Source organism: Nocardia sp. NPDC005746 (assembly GCF_040630785.1).
Classification (GTDB): Bacteria; Actinomycetota; Actinomycetes; order Mycobacteriales; family Mycobacteriaceae; genus Nocardia.
The window spans coordinates 93,628-112,898 of record NZ_JBEXYE010000015.1; the positions used below are offsets into that span (position 1 = coordinate 93,628).

Below are 19,271 nucleotides of genomic sequence, written 5' to 3' on the forward strand. Positions count from 1 at the left end.
GCAGAGATCTTCGGATCAGCTCAGCGCGTGATCCAGATCGTTGAGGAGATCCTCCACGTCCTCCAGACCGATGGAGACGCGCAGCACGCCGTCGGTAATGCCCACGGCCGCACGGCCTTCCGGCCCCATCGCCCGGTGGGTGGTGGTGGCCGGGTGGGTGATCAGCGTCTTCGCGTCACCGAGGTTGTTGGAGATGTCGATGATCCGCAGCCGGTTCAGCACCTCGAACGCGCGCTTCTTGGCCTCGTTGTCGTCGGCCTTCAGCTCGAAGGTGATCACCGTGCCGCCGCCCGACATCTGGCGCTTCGCCAGCTCGTACTGCGGATGCGAGGACAGGAACGGGTACTTCACCCACGCCACCGCCGGATGCGACTCCAGGAACTCGGCGATCTTCAACGCCGAGTCCACCGACTGACGCAGGCGCAGCGGCATCGTCTCCAGACCCTTGAGCAGGGTCCAGGCGTTGAACGGGCTCAGCGCCGGACCGGTGTGGCGCATCAGGTTCTTCACCGGGCCGTCGATGTAGTCCTGCGGACCCAGGATCGCGCCGCCGAGCACCCGGCCCTGGCCGTCGATGTGCTTGGTGCCCGAGTAGACGGTGATGTCCGCGCCCAGATCGAAGCCGCGCTGCAGCAGCGGGGTGGCGAAGACGTTGTCCAGCACCACCTTCGCGCCCGCCGCGTGCGCCAGATCCGAGACCGCGCGCACATCGGTGAGGGTCTGCATCGGGTTCGAGGGGGTCTCGAAGAAGACGGCCTGGGTGGGAACGGACAGCGCCTGCTCCCACTGGTTCAGGTCCTCGCCGTCGACGAACACCGTCTCCACGCCCCAGCGCGGCAGGATCTCGTTGGCTACCACGAAGCAGGAGCCGAACAGGCTGCGCGCCGCGACCAGCCGGTCACCGGCGGACAACAGCGCGCCCAGCGCGGTGAACACCGCCGACATGCCCGACGCGGTCGCGAAACAGGCCTCCGCGCCGTCGATCAGGCGCAGCCGCTCCTCGAACATGGCGACCGTCGGGTTGCCGTAGCGCGAGTACACGAAGTGCTCGATATCGCCGGTGAAGGAGGCTTCGGCCGCCTCGGCGCTCTCGTAGACGAAACCCGAATTGAGGAACAGCGCCTCGGAGGTCTCGTCGAAGCCGGAACGCCGGGTGCCGCCGCGCACCGCCTGGGTGGCGGGGCCGACGCCCTCGGGGAGCGGTTTCTCGAAAGAGCCGCCGGTGATCATGACTGCCTCCACGGAAGTCCGTCGGCGCGCCAGCCGGTGCTGCCGCGGTGGCCCTGGCCGTCGAGGGCGCCCTCGAAGCCGTCGACCACGTTGAACGAAGGGGTGATGCCTAGCGTGGTGGCGGCGGTGGCCGCGCCGATCGAACGCTGGCCCGAGCGGCAGATGAAGATGACGGGCGCGTCCGAGTCCGCGGTACGGTCGGCCAGCGACTGCTTCAGCAGGTCGGTGAACCGGGCATTGGGGGTACCGGTCACGTCGACCCATTCGATCAGCGCGGTCGGGCGGCCGATGCCGCTGGTGTCGGGCACGCCGACGAACCGCCACTCGGCCTCGGTGCGCACGTCCACCAGGACCGCGTCGGGGTTGTCGCGCAACAACTCCCACGCCTGCTTGGGCGTGATGTCACCGGCGTAGCTCACTTGTACCTCCTGAGAATCCGCACTTGCCGCACCGCTGTCCGATGCGAGGCCAGGTCGTCACCCGGAGCACCCCACCGCGGAGGAGGGTTGCCGACCAGCCAGCCGGGGCTTGGCGCTGGTACTCATGACCTGGGATTGAGATTGCCGAAGAACCGTCCCCACTGTCAAACCCCGGCGGCGCATTCGGCCGTTGTCACGAATTACAGACCAACCAGCGGGAATTCTCCTTGGCGAAGTGCCACGTCGACGTCGACGGCGCCCCGGCGACGGTGAACGTGACCTGGGCGGTGGCCTGGTCGCCCGTGACGGACGCGTCGGTCAGCTTGTCGAAGGCGATCGAGCCGCCGGTCGCGGTGGCCGCCTTCAGCGGCGAGGCGTTCTCGTCGAATCCCTTGCAGGACAGCGCCGGGTCGTACTGCCCCTTCTCGTTGCGGGCCATCACGAACTTGGTCGCCGCCAGCGAGAGCCGATCGGAATCTGTGACATTCTTCTCAACCGGCGACACGACCGACGCGATCACGATTCCCAGGATCACCATCGCGATGATTCCCGCCGCCACCAGGAACGGCCACATGCTGCGGGTCTCGTTCTGGTCGATCCGGATCGGGGTCTCCTCGGCGTCGCTCATGGGTAGATCATGCCTGGTCCCCTTGTGCGGGCCGCCGCGTGCCATCGATAGAATCAGCAGAATTTCCCGCCCCAGCGCGGGAATAGCAAGACTACGCAGCAACGCTGCAGCGTCGGGGGCCAACGGAGGCCGCCGAGGCCAGAGCGTCAACTTAGCCTAAGCTAAGAGCGACGGCTGAGTTTTGACGGCAAGTTAGTTTCGACCCAAAGGGTGCGCGGAAGAATGACCGAACAGAGTGCAGCGACCCGCCCGCTACGCATTGCGATCGTGGGCGCAGGACCGGCCGGCATCTACGCCGCCGACGCGTTGATGAAGTCCGACGCGGACGTGAGCATCGATCTCTACGAGCGCATGCCCGCGCCCTTCGGCCTGATCCGCTACGGCGTGGCGCCGGACCACCCGCGCATCAAGGGCATCATCACCGCGCTGCACAAGGTGCTCGACAAGCCGCAGGTCCGCCTGCTCGGCAATATCGACTACGGCGTCGACATCACCCTCGAGGACCTGCAGCAGTTCTACGACGCGGTCATCTTCTCCACCGGCGCCAACGCCGACCGCGCGCTGGGCGTGCCGGGCATCGACCTGGACGGCTCCTACGGCGCCGCGGACTTCGTGTCCTGGTACGACGGCCACCCCGACGTCGCCCGCACCTGGCCGCTGGAGGCGGAGAAGGTCGCCGTCCTCGGCGTCGGCAACGTCGCCCTCGACGTGGCGCGCGTGCTCGCCAAGACCGGCGACGAGCTGCTGCCGACCGAGATCCCGCCGAACGTCTACGAGGGCCTCAAGGGCAACAAGGCGCTCGAGGTGCACGTGTTCGGCCGCCGCGGTCCCGCGCAGGCCAAGTTCACCCCGCTCGAGCTGCGCGAACTCGACCACTCGCCGACCATCGAGGTCATCGTCGACCCCGAGGACATCGACTACGACGAGGGCTCCGAGGCCGCGCGCCGGCACTCCAAGCAGGTCGACATGATCTGCAACACCCTCGAGCAGTGGGCCATCCGCGACGTCGGCAACCGCCCGCACAAGCTGTTCCTGCACTTCTTCGAGAACCCCTCGGAGATCCTGGGCGAGGACGGCAAGGTCGTGGGCCTGCGCACCGAGCGCACCCAGCTCGACGGCACCGGAAACTGCAAGGGCACCGGCGAATTCAAGGACTGGGACATCCAGGCCGTGTACCGCGCGGTGGGCTACCTGTCGCAGAACATCCCGGCCCTGCCCTTCGACGACCAGGCTGGCACCGTGCCCAACGAGGCCGGTCGCGTGATCATCGACGAGGACGCCGACGGCGCGGCCCGCTACATGCCCGCTACCTACGTCACCGGCTGGATCAAGCGCGGCCCGGTCGGCCTGATCGGCCACACCAAGGGCGACGCCAACGAGACCATCGCCTGCCTGCTCGACGACGCCGCCAACTTCGCCCCGGCCGCCAAGCCGGAGCTCGAGGCCGTCACCGAGTTCCTCGAGGGCAAAGGCATCCCGTTCACCACCTGGGCCGGCTGGTACCGCCTGGACGCGCACGAGCGCGCCCTCGGCGAGCCGCAGGGCCGCGAGCGGGTCAAGGTCGTCGAGCGCGACGCGATGCTGGCCGCCTCCGAGCCCGACAAGGCCTCCTGAGCGGTCACCGACCCGACGTCCTGACCAGCGTGAATCCGCCTGCTGGACAAGGTTGTCCACACTTGTCACCGTTCTGAGGCATGCTGATCACGTGTTCGATGCCCATCTCCACATCTTCGATCCGCGGTTCCCGCTGGTCGAGAACGAGGGCTACCTGCCCGACCCGTACACCATCGCCGACTATCGCAAGCGCATGTCCCGCTTCGATATCGACGGTGGCGCGGTGGTCAGCGGGTCCTTCCAGGGCACCGATCAGAGCTATCTGCTGGCCGCCCTCGCCGAACTCGGCGAGGGCTGGGTCGGCGTCACCAATCTCCATGTCGACGCGAGCGACGCCGAGATCCTCGCGCTGAGCAAGGCCGGGGTGCGGGCCATCCGGTTCAACCTCAAGCGGGCGGGCGGCGACATCGTCGGACTCACCATGCTGGCCCTGCGCGCCTACGAACTGGCCGGGTGGCATGTCGAGCTCTACATCGACGGGTCCATGCTGGGCTCGCTGGAACCGGTCATCACCAAGCTGCCCAAGCTGTCCATCGACCACCTGGGCATGTCCGACGACTGCCTGCCGTACCTGCTCAACCTGGTCGACCGGGGAGCCAAGGTGAAGGCCTCCGGCTTCGGGCGGGTGGCGATGAATGTCGGCTCGGCCCTGCGCAAGATCCACACCGTCAACCCCGAAGCCCTCATGTTCGGCACCGATCTGCCGGGTACCCGGGCCGGACGGCCCTTCCGCGACGCCGACATCTCCCTGCTCGCCGACTCCGTGGGCTCGGATCTGCACAAGGTCCTGGAAGACAATGCCCGCGCCTTCTACGGCCTGCCCGCCAAGGTGCGCGACTTCGAGGACCCGGCCGCGAACCGCTCGACCGGGGAACCGCCGACGCTGCGGCTGCCGCGCTCGGAACTGCCCGCTCCCCAGCACCCTGCCACGCTCCCGCTGCCCCGCATCGATCGATAGGCCGCGCCCTCCGCGCTTCCGAACCTTCGCGTTATTGTCATAGCGTCAACACCGGCGGGTGAGCCGGTGCGCAGCATTCGACGACGAACCGAGGTAGGGCGTGAGCACTCCATCCACCGCCAAGCAGGGCCCGCTCGCGGGCATCCGGGTTGTTGAACTGGCCGGCATCGGCCCCGGTCCGCACGCGGCACTGCTGCTCGCCGACCTCGGCGCCGACGTGGTCCGGGTCCAGCGGCCCGGCATGCTGCCCGGCTTCATGGAACGCCCGCAGTGGCGCGGCCGCACCATCGTCGAGGCCAACCTCAAGGATCCCGCCGACATCGAGAAGGTGCTCGGCCTGATCGGCAAGGCCGACGTGCTGCTCGAGGGCTTCCGCCCCGGCGTCACCGAGCGCATGGGCCTGGGCCCCGACGCCGCGCTGGAACGCAACCCGCGCCTGGTCTACGGCCGCATGACCGGCTGGGGCCAGTACGGCCCGATGGCCGACCGCGCGGGCCACGACATCAACTACATCTCCCTCACCGGTGTGCTGAACGCCATCGGCCGCAAGGGCGAGCGGCCGGTTCCACCGCTGAACATGGTCGGCGACTTCGGCGGCGGTTCCATGTTCCTGGTCTTCGGCATCCTGGCCGCGCTGGTGGAACGTCAGAACTCCGGCAAGGGCCAGGTCATCGACGCCGCCATGATCGACGGCGCGCTCGCGCTGTCGCACATGATCTGGGGCATGAAGGGCGTCGGCCTGTGGTCGGACGAGCGCGGCACCAACCTGCTCGACACCGGCATGGCGTTCTACGACACCTACGAGACCTCCGACGGCAAGTACATGGCCGTCGGATGCATCGAGCCGCAGTTCTACGCTGAACTGCTGCGGGGCCTGGAGATCTCGCCCGAGGGCCTGCCCAACCAGCTCGACCCCAACGGCCAGGACCAGCTCCGCAAGCTGTTCACCGAGAAGTTCAAGACCAAGACCCGCGACGAGTGGTGGGCGATCTTCGAGCACACCGACGCCTGCACCACCCCGGTGCTGACCTTCACCGAGGCCGAGCAGAACCCGCACATCCAGGCCCGCACCGGCCTGGTCGAGATCGACGGCGTCGTGCAGCACGCCCCGGCGCCGCGCTTCTCGCGCACTCCGGCCGCGGTTCCGACGCCGCCGCCGAACGAGGGCACCCCGATCGAGAACGTCTGGGCCGACTGACCTCCCCGTAGACGGCCGAACGCCCCCTCTGGAATTCCACAGGGGGCGTTGACTTTTCCGATGCGGCGGGGTGTGGCTCGGGAATTACGGGGCGACCAGCTGGATGTCCAGCTCGATGGCGATCTTGTCGCTCAGCATGGCGTTCGGCATGCCCGGCGCGACGTCGAAATCGCTGCGCTTGATGGAGCTGGTGGCGTTGAAGCCCGCGTGCTCCTTGTTGTCCTGCGGGAAGACCTGCACGCCGCCCCACTCGACCGCGAGGGTGACCGGCTTGGTGATGCCGCCGATGGTGGCCTCACCGGTGACCTCGAACTCCTCGGAGAGGGCGATCGGCTCCGGGATGCGGAAGGTCAGGTGCGGGCGGTTGGCGACATCCAGGATGTCGGCGCTGCGGACGTGGCCGTCGCGCATCTCGTTGCCGGTGTCGAAGGAGTCGAAGTAGATGGTGGCCTCGATGGCGGCCTCGCCGGCCTCGTTGACCACGAAGCCGGTCTCGAAGCGGTTGAAGCGGCCGCGGACCTTGGAGATGCCCAGGTGCTTCACGGTGAAGTTGACCGAGGAGTGGGCGGCGTCCAGGGTCCAGGAGCCGGGGGCGAGGGTGGTCTGCTCGGAAGTCGTCATGCCACCTACCGTAAGTGGACTCCGGTCCGTTTATCCACACCGTGGTTATCCGGGGACTGGCAGGGCGGGGATAACGGAACACGGACCAGGCAGTATGGAAGGGTGTCCCGTTCCGAATTCGCCGAGTTCCTGATCGCCCGACGCGCCCAGTTGCAGCCCGAGGACGTCGGCCTGCCCAGCGGCCGCCGCCGGCGCACACCCGGCCTGCGCCGCGAGGAGGTGGCCGCGCTCGCCGGAGTCAGCGCAGACTACCTGGCCCGGCTGGAACAGGGACGCGACACCAACCCCTCCACCGCCGTGCTCGCCGCGCTCGCGGATGCCTTGCGGCTCAACGAAGTCGAGAAGCACCACTTCGGCAAGCTGGCCCTGAGCCTGGAACAGAAGACCTCCTGCCCGGCCGCCGGACAGGCCCGCGAACAGGTCTCCGACACCATCCAGGCCGTCATCGACGCCCTGCAGCCCACGCCCGCCTTCGTGCTCGGCCGCTGGCTGAACCTGCTGTCCTGGAACCCGTCCTTCCGCGACTTCGCCGAACCGCTCGGCATGTTCGACACCGAGGCGCACAGCAACTTCGCGATCTACGTCTTCGACCATCCGGCCGCCCGGAAAACCTTCCTGAACTGGCCCGACGTCGCCGACATGGCCACCTCGGCGCTGCGGGCCGCCGCCACCCGGTTCCCCGACGACCCGTCGGTCGCCGGGACCATCGAGACCCTGAGCCGCAATCCCGAATTCGAGCGGCGCTGGCGCGAGCACCGGCTCACCGACTTCCGTTCCGTCGTGGTGCGCCTGCAACACCCGCTGCGCGGCGAGGTGGAGGTCGAAGTGGAGACCCTGGATCCGGCCGCAGACCAGACGGTCATGATCTGGCTGGTCGACCGGCGACACGCCCGAACCCCCGGATTGCGGCTGGTCAACGAATAAAAACCGCAGCTCGCAGGCCCGCGTTCCGACCGCCGGGGCGGGCCCGGCGAACTACAGTTGACCTATGGCTCGGAATTGGCCGATGGTCGAACGGGAGAACGAGCTCGAATCGATCAGGTCGGCGCTCACCGGCGGCGACTTCGTCGGTGTGGTGCTCACGGGTGACGCGGGGGTCGGGAAAACCACGCTGGCGCGGATGGCCACCGCCTCCGCGGGAAATGTCCGCTGGGTGGCCGGCACCGAGTCCGCCCGCAGCATTCCGCTCGGGGTCTTCGCGCACATGGTGGGGGTGTACACCGCCCACGACCCGGTGACCTTCATGGCCGCCGCCCGCGAAGCGCTGCTCTCCGACGGACACACCATCATCGGCGTCGACGACGCCCATCTGCTCGACCAGCTCTCCGCCACCCTGCTACTGCAGCTGGCCATCGACAAGGCCGCCCACATCGTGGCCACCGTGCGCAGCGGGGTGCAGGTGCCCGACGCCATCACCTCGCTGTGGAAGGACGGCCATCTGCTGCGCATCGACCTCAGGCCGTTCACCCAGCGGCAGAGCGTCGAACTCGTGGAATCCATGCTGGGCGGGCAGCTGGAGGGCTTCACCGCCAACCTGATGTGGGAATCCTCCGGCGGCAACGCGCTTTTCCTGCGCCACCTCGTCGACGGCGCGCTCGAAGCGGGCACGCTGCGACAGGTCAACGGGGTGTGGCAGCTGCGCGGGCGGGCCGCGGTCACCTCGGAACTGGCGGCGCTGCTGGAGGATCGGGTGGAACAGCTGCCCGAATCGGTGCTGCGGGTGCTGGAACTGCTCACCTTCTGCGAGCCCATCGACTTGGACGTGTTATCCGAGATCGCGGGCGAGGAAGCCGTCGAATCGGCCGAAACCCGCGGGCTCATCAGGATTGTCGAGAACGGGCACCAGCTGCTGGTGCGCTACAACCATCCGCTGTTCGGCGAGGTGATCCGGCGGCGACTGGGCATCGCGTCGGCGCGGCGGCTGCGCGGGCGGCTGTACTCCTCGCTCAAGGACCGGCCCGTCAACTCCGCCTCCGAACGCATCCGGCTCGCCGAATTGGCCTTGGACAGCGACAAATCCGCGGACCTGGAACTGTTCCAGGCCGCGGCCGCCGACGCCATCAGCCTGGCGAATCTGCCACTGGGAGAACGGTTCGCGCGCGCCGCGGTGGAACGACAGGGCGGCGTCGAGGCCGCCGATCTGCTCGCCCGCGCCCTGCTCTGGCAGGGGCATCGCATCGAGGCCGAACGCACCCTCGCCGGATTCGACCCCGACCAGCTCACCGAGGTCCAGCTGGCGCGCTGGGGCAGCACCCGGGTCGCGAATCTGCTGTGGTCCATGGGCGACGCCGACCGCGCCGACGAGGTGCTGGCCTCGGTGCGCAAACGGGTCAGCCACCCGAAAATCATTGCGGCGCTGGACGGCCTGGCCTCCGCGTGCGCGGTCAACGAGAACCGCATCGAGGAGGCGTTCACCCTCGCCGAATCAGTCATGTCCACGCCCGAGGCGCCGCCCTGGGCGGTGTACTGGGCCGCGTTCGGCGGCGGGCTCGCGCTGGCGCTCATGGGGCGCGGCGAGGCGGCCCGGCAGTACGCCGCCCGCGGGCACGCCGTGGAACCGCACATCGACGGCCTGAACCGGTTCATGTTCACGCACGCGGAAGTCCTGGCGCTCACCTTCACCGGCGAACTCGAAGCCGCACGGGGGTGCGCCAACCGGCCCTACCCGTTCTCCTCCGCCGGGCAATACCTGGCCTGGGGCCTGGCCAAGATCCTGCAGGGCACCGTGGATGTGGCGCAGGGCAAGTTCCCCCAGGGCATCGACAATCTCGAGCAGGCGCTCGCCGCGCTCACCACCGAGGGCGCGGCGGCCTGGATGTTCCCGGCCCAACTGCGCCTCGCGGAGGCCTATTCGGCGCTCGGGCGCTCCGCCGACGCCGCGGAAGCCATTGCGGCGGCGTCCTTCCGGGGCGGGCGGCACAGCGCGGTGTACGAGGCGATGCTGGATTTGGCGCGCGCGATGCAGGCCGCCGCCGAAGGCACCGCGACGCCCGCGGTCCGGCTCGCCATCGGCGCCGCCGACCTGGCCGCGCGATCGCATCAGCACGCTGTCGAAGCGATGGCGCTGCACACCGCCGCCCGCTTCGGCGATGCCACGGTGGCAGGCCGGCTCGCCGATCTGGCGGCGCGCATCGACGGGCGGCTGGTGCAGGTGCAGGCCCGGCACGCGGTCGCGGTCGCCGCCCACGACGGGCCCGGATTGGACACCGCCGCAGCGGAATTCGAGTCCATCGGGGCGATGCTGTCGGCCGCCGACGCCGCCGCGCAGGCCGCGTCCGCGCATGAGCGGGCCGGGGATCGCCGCCGCCTGCTGGAATCCGCGGCCACCGCCAACCGGCTCGCCGCCGCCTGCGGCGGAGCCTCCACCCCGGCGCTGCGGCAGTCCGCGCAGCCGTTGCCGCTCACCGCGCGGGAACGGGAGATCGCGAATCTGGTCGCGGCCGGGCTGTCGAACCGGCAGATCGCGGATCGGCTGACCGTCTCGGTGCGCACGGTCGAGGGGCATCTGTACCGGGCGTGCATCAAGCTCGATGTCACCGATCGCGAGGCGCTGGCCGATCTCATGCGGGGCGGGACATCGTCCGGCAGCACCGTGAACTGACCCGACGCCGGGTTGTTCGCACCGCTTACCAGCAAAATATGCGATATCTCCCGCCACCCACGGTCATGTCACCGGGTCGGCAATTGAGGCTGGAGCCAACAGCTCTCCATCAGTCACCTTTCCGCGCAGCGTGAACCCGATGAGGGTCACAACCTGAGGGCCGGAAAACTTCGCACCCCCGATCCGGTGCTGTGACGTGCGTCAACGCGGTTACACCGGACCGGCGGCAACGCTCCGGCAGCGGCGGTCGCGAATCACCGGCATCGATGGGCGGTCCGCCGGACCGGTGAAACGAAATACGTTCGGAAAGTTGGTGTTTCGCGTGCGTGGACGAAATCGTGAAATGAACAGCAGCGTCGCCCGGCGCGCGCTCGTGGTCGGGGCCATTCCGCTGGCACTGGCCGTGGCCTGCTCGAACGCCGGTGAACCGGCCCAGGTGGCCGATGGCACCGCCACCCAGGCTTCCGTGCCCCTGACGGGCAGCACCGGCACACCGGGCGGCAACAGCTCCCCGCACAACACCGCCCGGCCCGGACCCGCCGCCCCGAACCCGCAGAGCATCGACGCCACCGGCCCCGGCATCCTCCCCTCACCCCGCACCGCCGCCGCCCAGCCGGGCGTGGCGCTCCCCACCGGCGACCAGGACCACCCCGTCCGCGTGACGACCGTGCAGCCCGGCGTCACCATCCCCCGCCCCCGGCCCGCGTCGCCGCAGCCACCGTCCCAGCTCGCGGACTACCCGGTCCCCGCCAACTTCCGCCCCGTCCCCAACACCCGGGACGCGGCCCCGGCCCTGGACGTCCAATCCCTGCACGCCCCCACCGTCGTCACGCCGGTCCTCCCCATCGCCCCGCCTCCGCGCACCGTCCGTATCGGCGACTTCACCACCCCTGCCCCGGACGAACTCCCCGAGACCGTCCTCGACGGCGTCAACGGCGTCGCCGCCGACGCCGAAGCGAGCCTCGCCACCGGCCTCAACTCCATCGGCGTCAGCCCGACCCGCTCCGACAAGATCGCCGCGGGCACCCTGGGCGGAGCCGCCATCGGAGCGGGCGCGGGAGCTGTGGGCGCGGGAGTCCCCGCCGCCCTGGTCGGTGCGGCCATGGGCGGAACGGCCGGTGCGGCCATCGGCACCGCGATCGGATTCGGCCTCGGATCCGCCGCCGCAGTGGTCATGCCGGGACTCGCTCCGATCGATGTACCCGGCGGCATGGTCGGTGGCGCGCTCATCGGTGGCGGTATCGGCGCGGCGGCCGGCGCCGCGGCCGTGGGCCTTCCCGCTGCCACCCTAGGTGCCGCCGTCGGCGGCACGGGTGGCGCTGCCATCGGCGGCTTCCTGGGCAGTGCCCTCTGATTCGGCCTCGGCCACGGCGCCGGTCATCACGACCGAGCCGGGCGGCGTGATCCGGGCGGATACCGCACCCGGCGAGTGGTGGCACTGCGATGGCTGGAGTCTGCAGCCGCCGTAACGTCAACGGCGCGCCGCCGATCGGTCTCGTGCAGGGACCGCGGCACGGCGCGGATGACCTTCACCCCCGGCGCCGACGTGTGGGTGTTCTGCACACGCAACCAGCTCCCGGACTTGGACGTGGAGGCTCTCATCCGCCCGTAGCTCGGCTGGAATCACGTCATGAGAACTCGGGACTGACAGCGGATTTCGTGGCGACGCCCGCACCGGTCTGGTCGGTGTGGGCGTTGTCGTTGTTCGGGTGAGCAGGGTCAGAAGAGGGTGGGTTCGCCGAAACCGGGGGTGCGCTCTATTTCGAGGAGGCGCTGTTTGGTGGTGAGGCCGCCGGGGGCGGAGAAGCCGTGGAGGGCGTGGTCGGCGGCGAGGACTCGGTGGCAGGGGATGATCAGCGGGATGGGGTTGCGGCCGAGGGATTGGCCTACGGCCTGGGCGCCGCCGGGGGCGCCGATGCGGTTGGCGACCGCGCCGTAGTTGAGGGTGTGGCCGGGGTCGATGGCTCGGGTGACCTCGTAGACGGCTCGGTCGAAGTCGTTGAAGAGGGTGGGGTCCACGGGAATCCAGCGGAGGTCGTCGAGGTCGCCGGTCAGGTGGGCCTGGATGCGGGCGATGGCCTCGGCCATCTCGGGGGTGGGGGCGGCCTCGTGGAGGTCGGCGCGGCGGTGGCGGCGCAGGATGTGGGTGCGGGTGGCCGCCGGGTCGCGGTCGGGGAGGGCGAAACGCAGGACGCCGGTGGCGCTCCACGCGATGGCGCAGACGCCGATCGCGGTATCGAAGAGCGCCGCCGACGCCTGGGGGCGGACCGGGGCGGACATAAGGCCAGTGTGCACGCTGGCACCGACAGAACGCAGATTCAAGGCCAGTTCGCTAGAACTGGACTGACTCATTGCGGCAGGGAATGGTGGAGAGGGCCGCCGCGGCCGAGGCGCCGCGGCCCGCCTTCCGGCGCGCGGGCTCCGAGGGCACGTCGGGACGCAGCGAGGCGATGGCGGCGAGGTCCGAATACTGGCGGGCCGCTTCATATTCGCCGACCGACCAGTCCGACATGGGGGCATGCGGGCGATACCGCTCCAGCAGCACACCCCAGCGCTCGCCGGGTGCGGGCGCGAACCGGTACACGAGACCGGCGAACGCGGCGACAATCACGAGGGAACCGAGTAGTGCGACCATGCCCCCATGATGGACCCGCCCTGGACTTGAAGAAAATATCCAGTGCCTGGATACTGGCCTGTATGGCGACACGAGTGATCGGCGCGGCCAGCCTCACACGCGACCTGGGCCGGTGGCGTAACGACGAATCGGGCGCGGCCGCCGACAACGGCAAGCGGTCCACGCGGCCCGCGTACGTGGCCCTGGCCGAGAGCATCCGCCTGCTCATCCACGACGGCCGCGCCCCGCTGGGCGTGGCCCTGCCCAGCGAACGCGACCTGTCCACCAGCCTCGCGGTCAGCCGCACCACCGTCACCTCCGCGTATTCGCTACTGCGCGAACACGGTTACCTGATCAGCCGTCAGGGTTCGCGCAGCACGGTGGCGTTGCCGCCGACCGTGGTCCACGACGGCGCGAAGCCGGCCCGCAGCATCCTGGCCATGATGGCGCAGCCGGAACTGCCGACCATCGACATGACCTATGCGTCCATGGCCGCCCCGCCGCAGATGACCGAGGCGTACTCCTTTGCCCTGCAAGGTCTTCCGACCTATCTGGGTACGCACGGCATGGACCCGGTGGGCGTGCTCATGCTGCGCGAGGCGCTGGCCCGCCGCTACACCGAACGCGGCCTGCCCACCGAACCGGACCAGATCCTCATCACCCTGGGCGCGCAGCACGGCCTGCGCCTGCTGCTCAATGTGCTCACCACCCCGGCCGAGCGGGTCCTGATCGAGCACCCCACTTACCCGAACGCCATCGAGGCGATTCGCGATGTGGGCGCGCGCCCGGTGCCGGTGCCGATGCGCCCGGACGGCTGGGATCTGGACGGAATCCGCAGTGCCGCACGGCAAACCGCCGCCAGCATGGCGTACCTGATCCCCGACTTCAACAACCCCACCGGGCATCTGCTGGACGCGGAGGGCCGCGCCGAACTGGCCGCCATCGCCCGCGAGACCCGGATGACGGTGATCGTCGACGAGTCGATGGGCGACCTGAATCTCTCCGATATCGAATCCCCGCCGCCCGCGGCGGCTTTCGCCCGCGGCTCGGAGATCGTCACCATCGGTTCGGCCTCGAAGTCGTTCTGGGGCGGTCTGCGGGTGGGCTGGGTCCGCGCCAATCAGCCGTTGATCACCAAACTGCTGGGCACCCGCTCCACCGTCGACCTCGGCACCCCGGTGATGGACCAACTGGCCACCGTCCATCTGCTCCGCAACGAGGACGAGATCCTCACCACCCGCCGGGCGCAACTCCGCTCCCGCCGCGCGGTCCTGCTGGAAACCCTCGCCGAGGAACTCCCCGATTGGCGGGTCACCCCCGGCGCGGGCGGCATGTCCCTGTGGGCTCAGCTCCCCGCTCCGGTCTCGACGGCGCTCGCCGCCACCGCCCCCAATCACGGCGTATTGCTCGCCGCCGGACCACGTTTCGGCGTCCAGGGCGCGTTCGAGCGGTTCATCCGCCTCCCCTTCACGCATGAGGAGGCCGATATCCGCGTTGCGGTGAAGTCGATCGCCGCGGCGTATCAGGGCCTCACCCCGCACGCGGCCGACCCGCTGGCTCCCCTCATCACCTACTGATACCGCCGGAAACACTTCGCCCCCGCCGCATTCGATGCGGCGGGGGCGAAGTCGCTTCACGGCTCGGGCGTGTCAGCCCAGGATGTCGTGGCGGACGATGGTCTGATCGCGGCCCGGGCCGACGCCGATGCACGAGACCCGCGCGCCGGACAGCTCTTCCAGGCGCTGCACGTACGCCTGGGCGTTGGCCGGGAGCTCCTCGAAGGTGCGGCAGCCGGAGATGTCCTCCCACCAGCCGGGCATCTCCTCGTAGATGGGCTTGGCGTGGTGGAAGTCGGTCTGGGTGGTGGGCATCTGCTCGACGCGCTCGCCGTCGATCTCGTAGGCGACGCAGATCGGGACGGTGTCCAGGCTGGAGAGCACGTCCAGCTTGGTGAGGAAGTAGTCGGTGATGCCGTTGACGCGGGTGGCGTAGCGGGCGATCACGGCGTCGAACCAGCCGGTGCGGCGGGCGCGGCCGGTGGTGACGCCGACCTCGCCGCCGGTCTTGGCCAGGTAGGTGCCGGATTCGTCGAAGAGTTCGGTCGGGAACGGGCCGGAGCCGACGCGGGTGGTGTACGCCTTCAGGATGCCGAGCACCGTGGTGATCTTGTTGGGGCCGACGCCCGCACCCACGGCCGCGCCGCCCGCGGTCGGGTTGGACGAGGTCACGTAGGGGTAGGTGCCGTGGTCGACGTCGAGCAGCGTGCCCTGCGAGCCCTCCAGCAGCACGATCTCGTCGCGCTCCAGCGCCTCGTTGAGCAGCAGGCGGGAGTCGGCGATGCGGTGCTTGAAGCCCTCGGCCTTCTCCAGCACCTCGTCCACCACCTGCTGCGGGTCCAGCGCGCGGCGGTTGTAGATCTTGACCAGCACCTGGTTCTTGAATTCCAGTGCGGCCTCGACCTTCTGGGTGAGGATCTTCTCGTCCAGCACGTCGGCCACGCGGACGCCGACGCGGGCGACCTTGTCCTGATAGCAGGGGCCGATGCCGCGGCCGGTGGTGCCGATCTTCTTGTTGCCGAGGAAGCGTTCGGTGACCTTATCGATGGCCACGTGGTACGGCATGATCAGGTGCGCGTCGGCCGAGAGCAGCAGGCGGGAGGTGTCCACGCCGCGCTCTTCGAGACCGGCGAGTTCGGCCAGCAGCACGCCCGGATCCACGACCACGCCGTTGCCGATGACGTTGGTCACATCGGGGGTGAGAATGCCGGACGGGATCAGGTGCAGCGCGAAGCTCTCACCGTTCGGCAGCACCACGGTGTGCCCCGCGTTGTTGCCGCCCTGGTATCGAACTACCCACTGGACTCGGTCACCGAGCAGATCGGTGGCTTTGCCCTTGCCTTCGTCGCCCCACTGGGCGCCGATCAGCACGATTGCCGGCATGCGAGTGTCTCCTACGGGTTCGACGCGCAGCACCCATGTTGCTGCAGCTACCCGCCATCAGAAGGCGGTGGCCGTGGGCACACTTTACTGGATGACCACATACGTCCAGGTGCACGCCCCGGCTCTGCATGCACCCGACTCGACCCTGTGTGAACCAGACATAACGGATACGCACTGAGGACAGCAGGGCAAATGAGACAGGGCTATGGTGGCACGGGGAGAGGGACCGGCAGGGGGTTCCATCGGGACGCAGCGAGGCGGATAGGTGTTGGCAGGCCAGAGGAGGGTGTTCGGCAGTTGAGTACCCATGTTCTCCGCTGCGACGGCGCACCCGTTCCCATCGCGCTCGCTTCTCTGTCCCTCACGCAGACCGCCGCCATTCCCGATACCGGGACCCTGGACGAGCTGCTGCCGGTGATGGCCGCAGACAGTCTGCCGCGCCTCATCGTGCTCGGTGAGGATGCCGGACTGGCCGCCGTGCTCACCCATCTCATGCGCACCGAACGTCTCGGCGTGGAGATCGGCTACGTACCCATCGACCGCACCTACGGCTCCCGCGCCTACGAGACCGGCACCGGATCCGCCGCCGCCAAGCGCGCGCTCGAGGGCCGGGCCGTCGAGACCCCGCTGATCCGCGACGACACCGGCAAGGTGCTCATCGGCCGCGCCACCATCGTCGGCGAGGGCGGCGCGAAACTCGAGGGCGAGGCCTACGTCGACGACACCCGGCTGTTCACCGGAAAGGTCGCGGCCCTGCATGTTTCGCCCATGCTGGAGATGCCGGGCCTGCACGCCACCGTGCACCGCGGACTGCGCAAGAAGCGCTGGGTCGCCGGGCGCGCCATGCAGCTCGGCACCCCGGGCGCGCTGGTCACCCGCGACGGGATCACCACCGATCGGGTGGTGAAGCGCTCCACGTTCTATCGACACCACGAGCCTTGGCTGCTGGTTCGCTGATTCACCCCCAGAATGGGTGTCGGCACGGCGACAACGAGCCGGGCCGGTTGGGAGTGACAGGTGGATGACGCGCGCGCGGTGAGACGGGCCTCCGGGGCGGTCCGGCCCAGCCCGGTGTTCCTGGCGGTGGTGGCGGTCGCGGTACTGGGCGGGGTACTCGCCTGGAACGCCGACCTCGATTCGCGCCAAGCCCAATTCGGAGTGTTCATCCTGGTGGTGGCCGGGTGGATCGTGACGGTCTGTTTGCACGAGTTCGCGCACGCGTTCGTGGCATGGCGAGCCGGGGACCGGGAAGTCGAGATGCGCGGGTATCTCACGCTGAACCCGCTCAAGTACAGCCATCCGCTGCTGTCGATCGGGTTGCCGGTGGTGTTCATCGCGCTCGGCGGGTTCGCGCTGCCGGGTGGCGCGGTGTACGTGCACTCGCACAATTTCAGTCCGCGCACGCAGCGGATGATCAGTGGGGCGGGGCCCGCGGTGAACGCGCTGTGCGCGGTGGTGCTGCTGGTGATGGTGTCGCTGTGGGGTAGTCGGCATTCGAACGCCGCGTTCTGGTTCGGGCTGAGTTTCCTTGCCTTCCTCCAGATTTCGGCGACCGTCCTGAATCTGCTGCCGATTCCCGGCACCGACGGGTACGGGATCCTGGAGCCGTCGCTGAGCTATCAGACCCGGCGGTCGCTGGATCAGATCAAGCCGTACGGCCTGCTGATCCTGTTCGCGCTGTTGTTCACGCCGCAGCTGAACCGGCTGTTCTTCGACGGGGTGAACGCGCTGTTCGAGCTGTCCGGGCTGCCGGGCTGGTGGTGGTCGATGGGCAGCCGGTTGACGCGCTTCTGGCTCTGAGTCAGTCGATCGGCGTGACGTAGGGGTGTGCGACGGTCGGGGGCAGCAGTGCCATGGCCGACAGCCGCCGCACCCCGCACACCTGCATGAGATCCACCACGATGGACCGCAATTGGGCGAACACCACGTGCGCGGACAGGCCCGCACCGTCGACCAGATCCTTGGTCGCGCCCTTGCCGACCGATCGCAGCACGCGGGTCGCCTCGGCGGGATCGGGCTTCTCGTCCGGGTCGGCGAGCATCATGCGTCGCACTACGTCGACCGCCTGACCGAGCTTCTCGACCTCCACGATGAGGCCCGGGTCGAGCACCTCGTCGTCGCGGACCGAGGTGAGGGCGCGGCGCAGCAGCACGCGAGTGTTGCGGACCGCGTTGTCGAGCGGGTCGGCGGCGTAGCGCAACCGGCTCAGGCGGGCGCGAGAGTTCCAGTACAGCGGGGAGATTCGAATGATCTCCCGACTGCCCTCGAGAGTGTTGCGCAGCGAGTCGATCGCACCCTGCGTGCCGCGCACCGCCTCCAGAGCCGCCTTGATCTTGGCGGCGTCGTGTTCGAGCAGGCCGTCCGCGCATTCGGTGAGGGCCGCGCCCATCACCTCCAGGATTCCGGCCGCCTGCTCCCGAGCACGGCGGACCGGGTGCAGGGGAATGGCCGCCACCACCACGATGCCGACCAGTCCGCCCACCAGGGCGTCGATCATGCGCAGCGACGCGCCGCCCTGGCCGGGTGGGTAGAGGGTCGCCACCAGCACCGCGGAACTGGCCGCCTGCATGGTGATGACGGGACCGCCGTCGAGGAAGACGGCGGTGCACATGGCCAGCACCACCAGCAGCATGATCTGCCAGCCGCCGGTGCCGACCCGGGACACGAACAGGTCCCCGATGCCGATGCCGACGGCCACGCCCACGATGAGCTCGATCGAGCGGCGCAGCCGGGCCCCGAACGAGACGCCGATGGAGATCATGGCCGCCATCGGCGCGAAGAACGGGTGTTCGTGCCCGATCACATTGTGAGCGATGAACCAGGCCACGCCCGCGCCGATGGCGCACTGCACGATCGGCAACAGTGACGAGCGGACCCGTCCGGCGGCCTTGCGCATGCGGGTGACGCCGCTCTCGCGGGCGGCGTCGATGGTTTCGCCCAGGCCACCGGTCAATTCAGTCGAGGCCGAGCTCGGCGGCGGCGCGCGGGTCGCAGTCCTCGAGCAGGTCCAGGCAGCGCGCGTACTCGTCGGTCTCGCCGATGGCCCGGGCGGCCTTGGCGAGCGCGCCCACGCTGCGCAGGAAGCCCTGGTTGGGCTCGTGGCTCCACGGCACCGGGCCGAAGCCCTTCCAGCCGTTGCGGCGCAACAGGTCCAGGCCGCGGTGGTAGCCGGTGCGCGCGAACGCGTAGGCGGAGATGATGTCGAGGTTGACGTCGCCGTCTGCGGCGGCGCCCCGCTCCAGGGCGGCTTCGGCCAGGTGGGCCCAGGCGATGGAGGCGGTCGGGTGGGCCGCGGCGACCTGCACCGGGTCCTGTTTCTGGAGCAGCGCGTCCTCCGCGTCGATGTTTTCCGGAAGGAGGACCGGCTGCGGTCCGAGCAGATCGCCGAAGGAGGTCATGCCGATCATTCTGCACCGGTACCCGGAATGCTCAGTAGGCTGACCTTCGAA

18 protein-coding genes and 1 riboswitch are annotated in these 19,271 nt (G+C 69.3%); of the genes, 9 read left to right on the top strand and 9 right to left on the bottom strand.

Going from position 1 to position 19,271, the window contains the following annotated elements:
- Positions 1 to 15: 15 nt before the first annotated feature.
- From ABZ412_RS26040 to ABZ412_RS26050, 3 genes are all read right to left on the bottom strand, one after another.
- Positions 16 to 1,230, bottom strand: coding sequence for an O-succinylhomoserine sulfhydrylase (locus ABZ412_RS26040; RefSeq protein ID WP_357284804.1), 1,215 nt, complete (start codon positions 1,228 to 1,230; stop codon positions 16 to 18).
- Positions 1,227 to 1,649: a rhodanese-like domain-containing protein gene (locus tag ABZ412_RS26045; protein WP_357284807.1), complete on the bottom strand. Its 423-nt coding sequence runs from the start codon at positions 1,647 to 1,649 to the stop codon at positions 1,227 to 1,229. Before ABZ412_RS26045 ends, ABZ412_RS26040 begins: the two co-directional genes overlap by 4 nt.
- A gap of 14 nt (positions 1,650 to 1,663) precedes the next feature.
- Positions 1,664 to 1,779: riboswitch (SAM riboswitch) on the bottom strand.
- A 63-nt stretch (positions 1,780 to 1,842) separates the two neighbouring features.
- Positions 1,843 to 2,277, bottom strand: coding sequence for a hypothetical protein (locus tag ABZ412_RS26050; RefSeq protein WP_357284810.1), 435 nt, complete (start codon positions 2,275 to 2,277; stop codon positions 1,843 to 1,845).
- Between the two features lie 222 nt (positions 2,278 to 2,499).
- Here ABZ412_RS26050 and ABZ412_RS26055 point away from each other — a divergent pair, with 222 nt between their 5' ends.
- From ABZ412_RS26055 to ABZ412_RS26065, 3 genes are all read left to right on the top strand, one after another.
- Positions 2,500 to 3,891 (top strand): FAD-dependent oxidoreductase, encoded by a 1,392-nt coding sequence (locus ABZ412_RS26055; protein WP_357284813.1) that lies wholly within the window; start codon positions 2,500 to 2,502, stop codon positions 3,889 to 3,891.
- Positions 3,892 to 3,982: 91 nt separating this feature from the next.
- Positions 3,983 to 4,849 carry an amidohydrolase family protein gene (locus ABZ412_RS26060; protein ID WP_357284816.1) on the top strand — a complete coding sequence of 289 codons (867 nt, stop codon included), beginning with the start codon at positions 3,983 to 3,985 and terminating at the stop codon, positions 4,847 to 4,849.
- A gap of 100 nt (positions 4,850 to 4,949) precedes the next feature.
- Complete coding sequence (locus ABZ412_RS26065) at positions 4,950 to 6,047, top strand: CaiB/BaiF CoA-transferase family protein (protein ID WP_357284818.1); 1,098 nt, start codon at positions 4,950 to 4,952, stop codon at positions 6,045 to 6,047.
- A gap of 84 nt (positions 6,048 to 6,131) precedes the next feature.
- Here ABZ412_RS26065 and ABZ412_RS26070 read toward each other — a convergent pair whose 3' ends face one another.
- Positions 6,132 to 6,668, bottom strand: coding sequence for a YceI family protein (locus tag ABZ412_RS26070; protein WP_357284821.1), 537 nt, complete (start codon positions 6,666 to 6,668; stop codon positions 6,132 to 6,134).
- Between the two features lie 102 nt (positions 6,669 to 6,770).
- Here ABZ412_RS26070 and ABZ412_RS26075 point away from each other — a divergent pair, with 102 nt between their 5' ends.
- From ABZ412_RS26075 to ABZ412_RS26085, 3 genes are all read left to right on the top strand, one after another.
- Entirely contained in the window at positions 6,771 to 7,592 is an 822-nt protein-coding gene (locus ABZ412_RS26075; protein WP_357284824.1) for a helix-turn-helix domain-containing protein, read from the top strand.
- A gap of 64 nt (positions 7,593 to 7,656) precedes the next feature.
- Positions 7,657 to 10,269 carry a LuxR C-terminal-related transcriptional regulator gene (locus ABZ412_RS26080; RefSeq protein WP_357284827.1) on the top strand — a complete coding sequence of 871 codons (2,613 nt, stop codon included), beginning with the start codon at positions 7,657 to 7,659 and terminating at the stop codon, positions 10,267 to 10,269.
- Positions 10,270 to 10,612: 343 nt separating this feature from the next.
- Positions 10,613 to 11,623, top strand: a complete 1,011-nt coding sequence (locus ABZ412_RS26085) for a hypothetical protein (protein WP_357284829.1) — start codon at positions 10,613 to 10,615, stop codon at positions 11,621 to 11,623.
- A gap of 365 nt (positions 11,624 to 11,988) precedes the next feature.
- Here ABZ412_RS26085 and ABZ412_RS26090 read toward each other — a convergent pair whose 3' ends face one another.
- On the bottom strand, positions 11,989 to 12,549 hold the full coding sequence (locus tag ABZ412_RS26090; RefSeq protein WP_357284831.1) for a methylated-DNA--[protein]-cysteine S-methyltransferase: 561 nt from the start codon (positions 12,547 to 12,549) through the stop codon (positions 11,989 to 11,991).
- 52 nt (positions 12,550 to 12,601) lie between these two features.
- Entirely contained in the window at positions 12,602 to 12,904 is a 303-nt protein-coding gene (locus ABZ412_RS26095; protein ID WP_357284834.1) for a hypothetical protein, read from the bottom strand.
- A 62-nt stretch (positions 12,905 to 12,966) separates the two neighbouring features.
- On the opposite strand from ABZ412_RS26095, the gene ABZ412_RS26100 reads away from it, so the two are divergent.
- Complete coding sequence (locus tag ABZ412_RS26100; RefSeq protein WP_357284837.1) at positions 12,967 to 14,460, top strand: PLP-dependent aminotransferase family protein; 1,494 nt, start codon at positions 12,967 to 12,969, stop codon at positions 14,458 to 14,460.
- 72 nt (positions 14,461 to 14,532) lie between these two features.
- Here the strand turns inward: ABZ412_RS26100 and ABZ412_RS26105 are convergent, their stop codons facing one another.
- Complete coding sequence (locus ABZ412_RS26105; RefSeq protein WP_357284840.1) at positions 14,533 to 15,822, bottom strand: adenylosuccinate synthase; 1,290 nt, start codon at positions 15,820 to 15,822, stop codon at positions 14,533 to 14,535.
- Between the two features lie 297 nt (positions 15,823 to 16,119).
- On the opposite strand from ABZ412_RS26105, the gene ABZ412_RS26110 reads away from it, so the two are divergent.
- Complete coding sequence (locus ABZ412_RS26110) at positions 16,120 to 16,779, top strand: hypothetical protein (RefSeq protein ID WP_357284843.1); 660 nt, start codon at positions 16,120 to 16,122, stop codon at positions 16,777 to 16,779.
- Between the two features lie 60 nt (positions 16,780 to 16,839).
- On the top strand, positions 16,840 to 17,622 hold the full coding sequence (locus tag ABZ412_RS26115) for a site-2 protease family protein (RefSeq protein WP_357284845.1): 783 nt from the start codon (positions 16,840 to 16,842) through the stop codon (positions 17,620 to 17,622).
- 1 nt (position 17,623) lies between these two features.
- Here ABZ412_RS26115 and ABZ412_RS26120 read toward each other — a convergent pair whose 3' ends face one another.
- Positions 17,624 to 18,718 (bottom strand): FUSC family protein, encoded by a 1,095-nt coding sequence (locus ABZ412_RS26120; protein WP_357284982.1) that lies wholly within the window; start codon positions 18,716 to 18,718, stop codon positions 17,624 to 17,626.
- 58 nt (positions 18,719 to 18,776) lie between these two features.
- The gene (locus tag ABZ412_RS26125; RefSeq protein ID WP_357284848.1) at positions 18,777 to 19,220 is read right to left on the bottom strand and encodes a DUF3151 domain-containing protein; all 444 of its coding nucleotides are present in this window, start codon (positions 19,218 to 19,220) and stop codon (positions 18,777 to 18,779) included.
- Positions 19,221 to 19,271: the final 51 nt, after the last annotated feature.

Coding starts and splice junctions, on each gene's coding strand:
- ABZ412_RS26055 (WP_357284813.1), top strand. CDS start 2,500: ATGACCGAACAGAGTGCAGCGACCCGCCCGCTACGCATTGCGATCGTG.
- ABZ412_RS26105 (WP_357284840.1), bottom strand. CDS start 15,822: ATGCCGGCAATCGTGCTGATCGGCGCCCAGTGGGGCGACGAAGGCAAG.
- ABZ412_RS26095 (WP_357284834.1), bottom strand. CDS start 12,904: ATGGTCGCACTACTCGGTTCCCTCGTGATTGTCGCCGCGTTCGCCGGT.
- ABZ412_RS26080 (WP_357284827.1), top strand. CDS start 7,657: ATGGCTCGGAATTGGCCGATGGTCGAACGGGAGAACGAGCTCGAATCG.
- ABZ412_RS26125 (WP_357284848.1), bottom strand. CDS start 19,220: ATGACCTCCTTCGGCGATCTGCTCGGACCGCAGCCGGTCCTCCTTCCG.
- ABZ412_RS26120 (WP_357284982.1), bottom strand. CDS start 18,718: ATGCGCAAGGCCGCCGGACGGGTCCGCTCGTCACTGTTGCCGATCGTG.
- ABZ412_RS26100 (WP_357284837.1), top strand. CDS start 12,967: ATGGCGACACGAGTGATCGGCGCGGCCAGCCTCACACGCGACCTGGGC.
- ABZ412_RS26040 (WP_357284804.1), bottom strand. CDS start 1,230: ATGATCACCGGCGGCTCTTTCGAGAAACCGCTCCCCGAGGGCGTCGGC.
- ABZ412_RS26090 (WP_357284831.1), bottom strand. CDS start 12,549: ATGTCCGCCCCGGTCCGCCCCCAGGCGTCGGCGGCGCTCTTCGATACC.
- ABZ412_RS26070 (WP_357284821.1), bottom strand. CDS start 6,668: ATGACGACTTCCGAGCAGACCACCCTCGCCCCCGGCTCCTGGACCCTG.
- ABZ412_RS26050 (WP_357284810.1), bottom strand. CDS start 2,277: ATGAGCGACGCCGAGGAGACCCCGATCCGGATCGACCAGAACGAGACC.
- ABZ412_RS26085 (WP_357284829.1), top strand. CDS start 10,613: ATGAACAGCAGCGTCGCCCGGCGCGCGCTCGTGGTCGGGGCCATTCCG.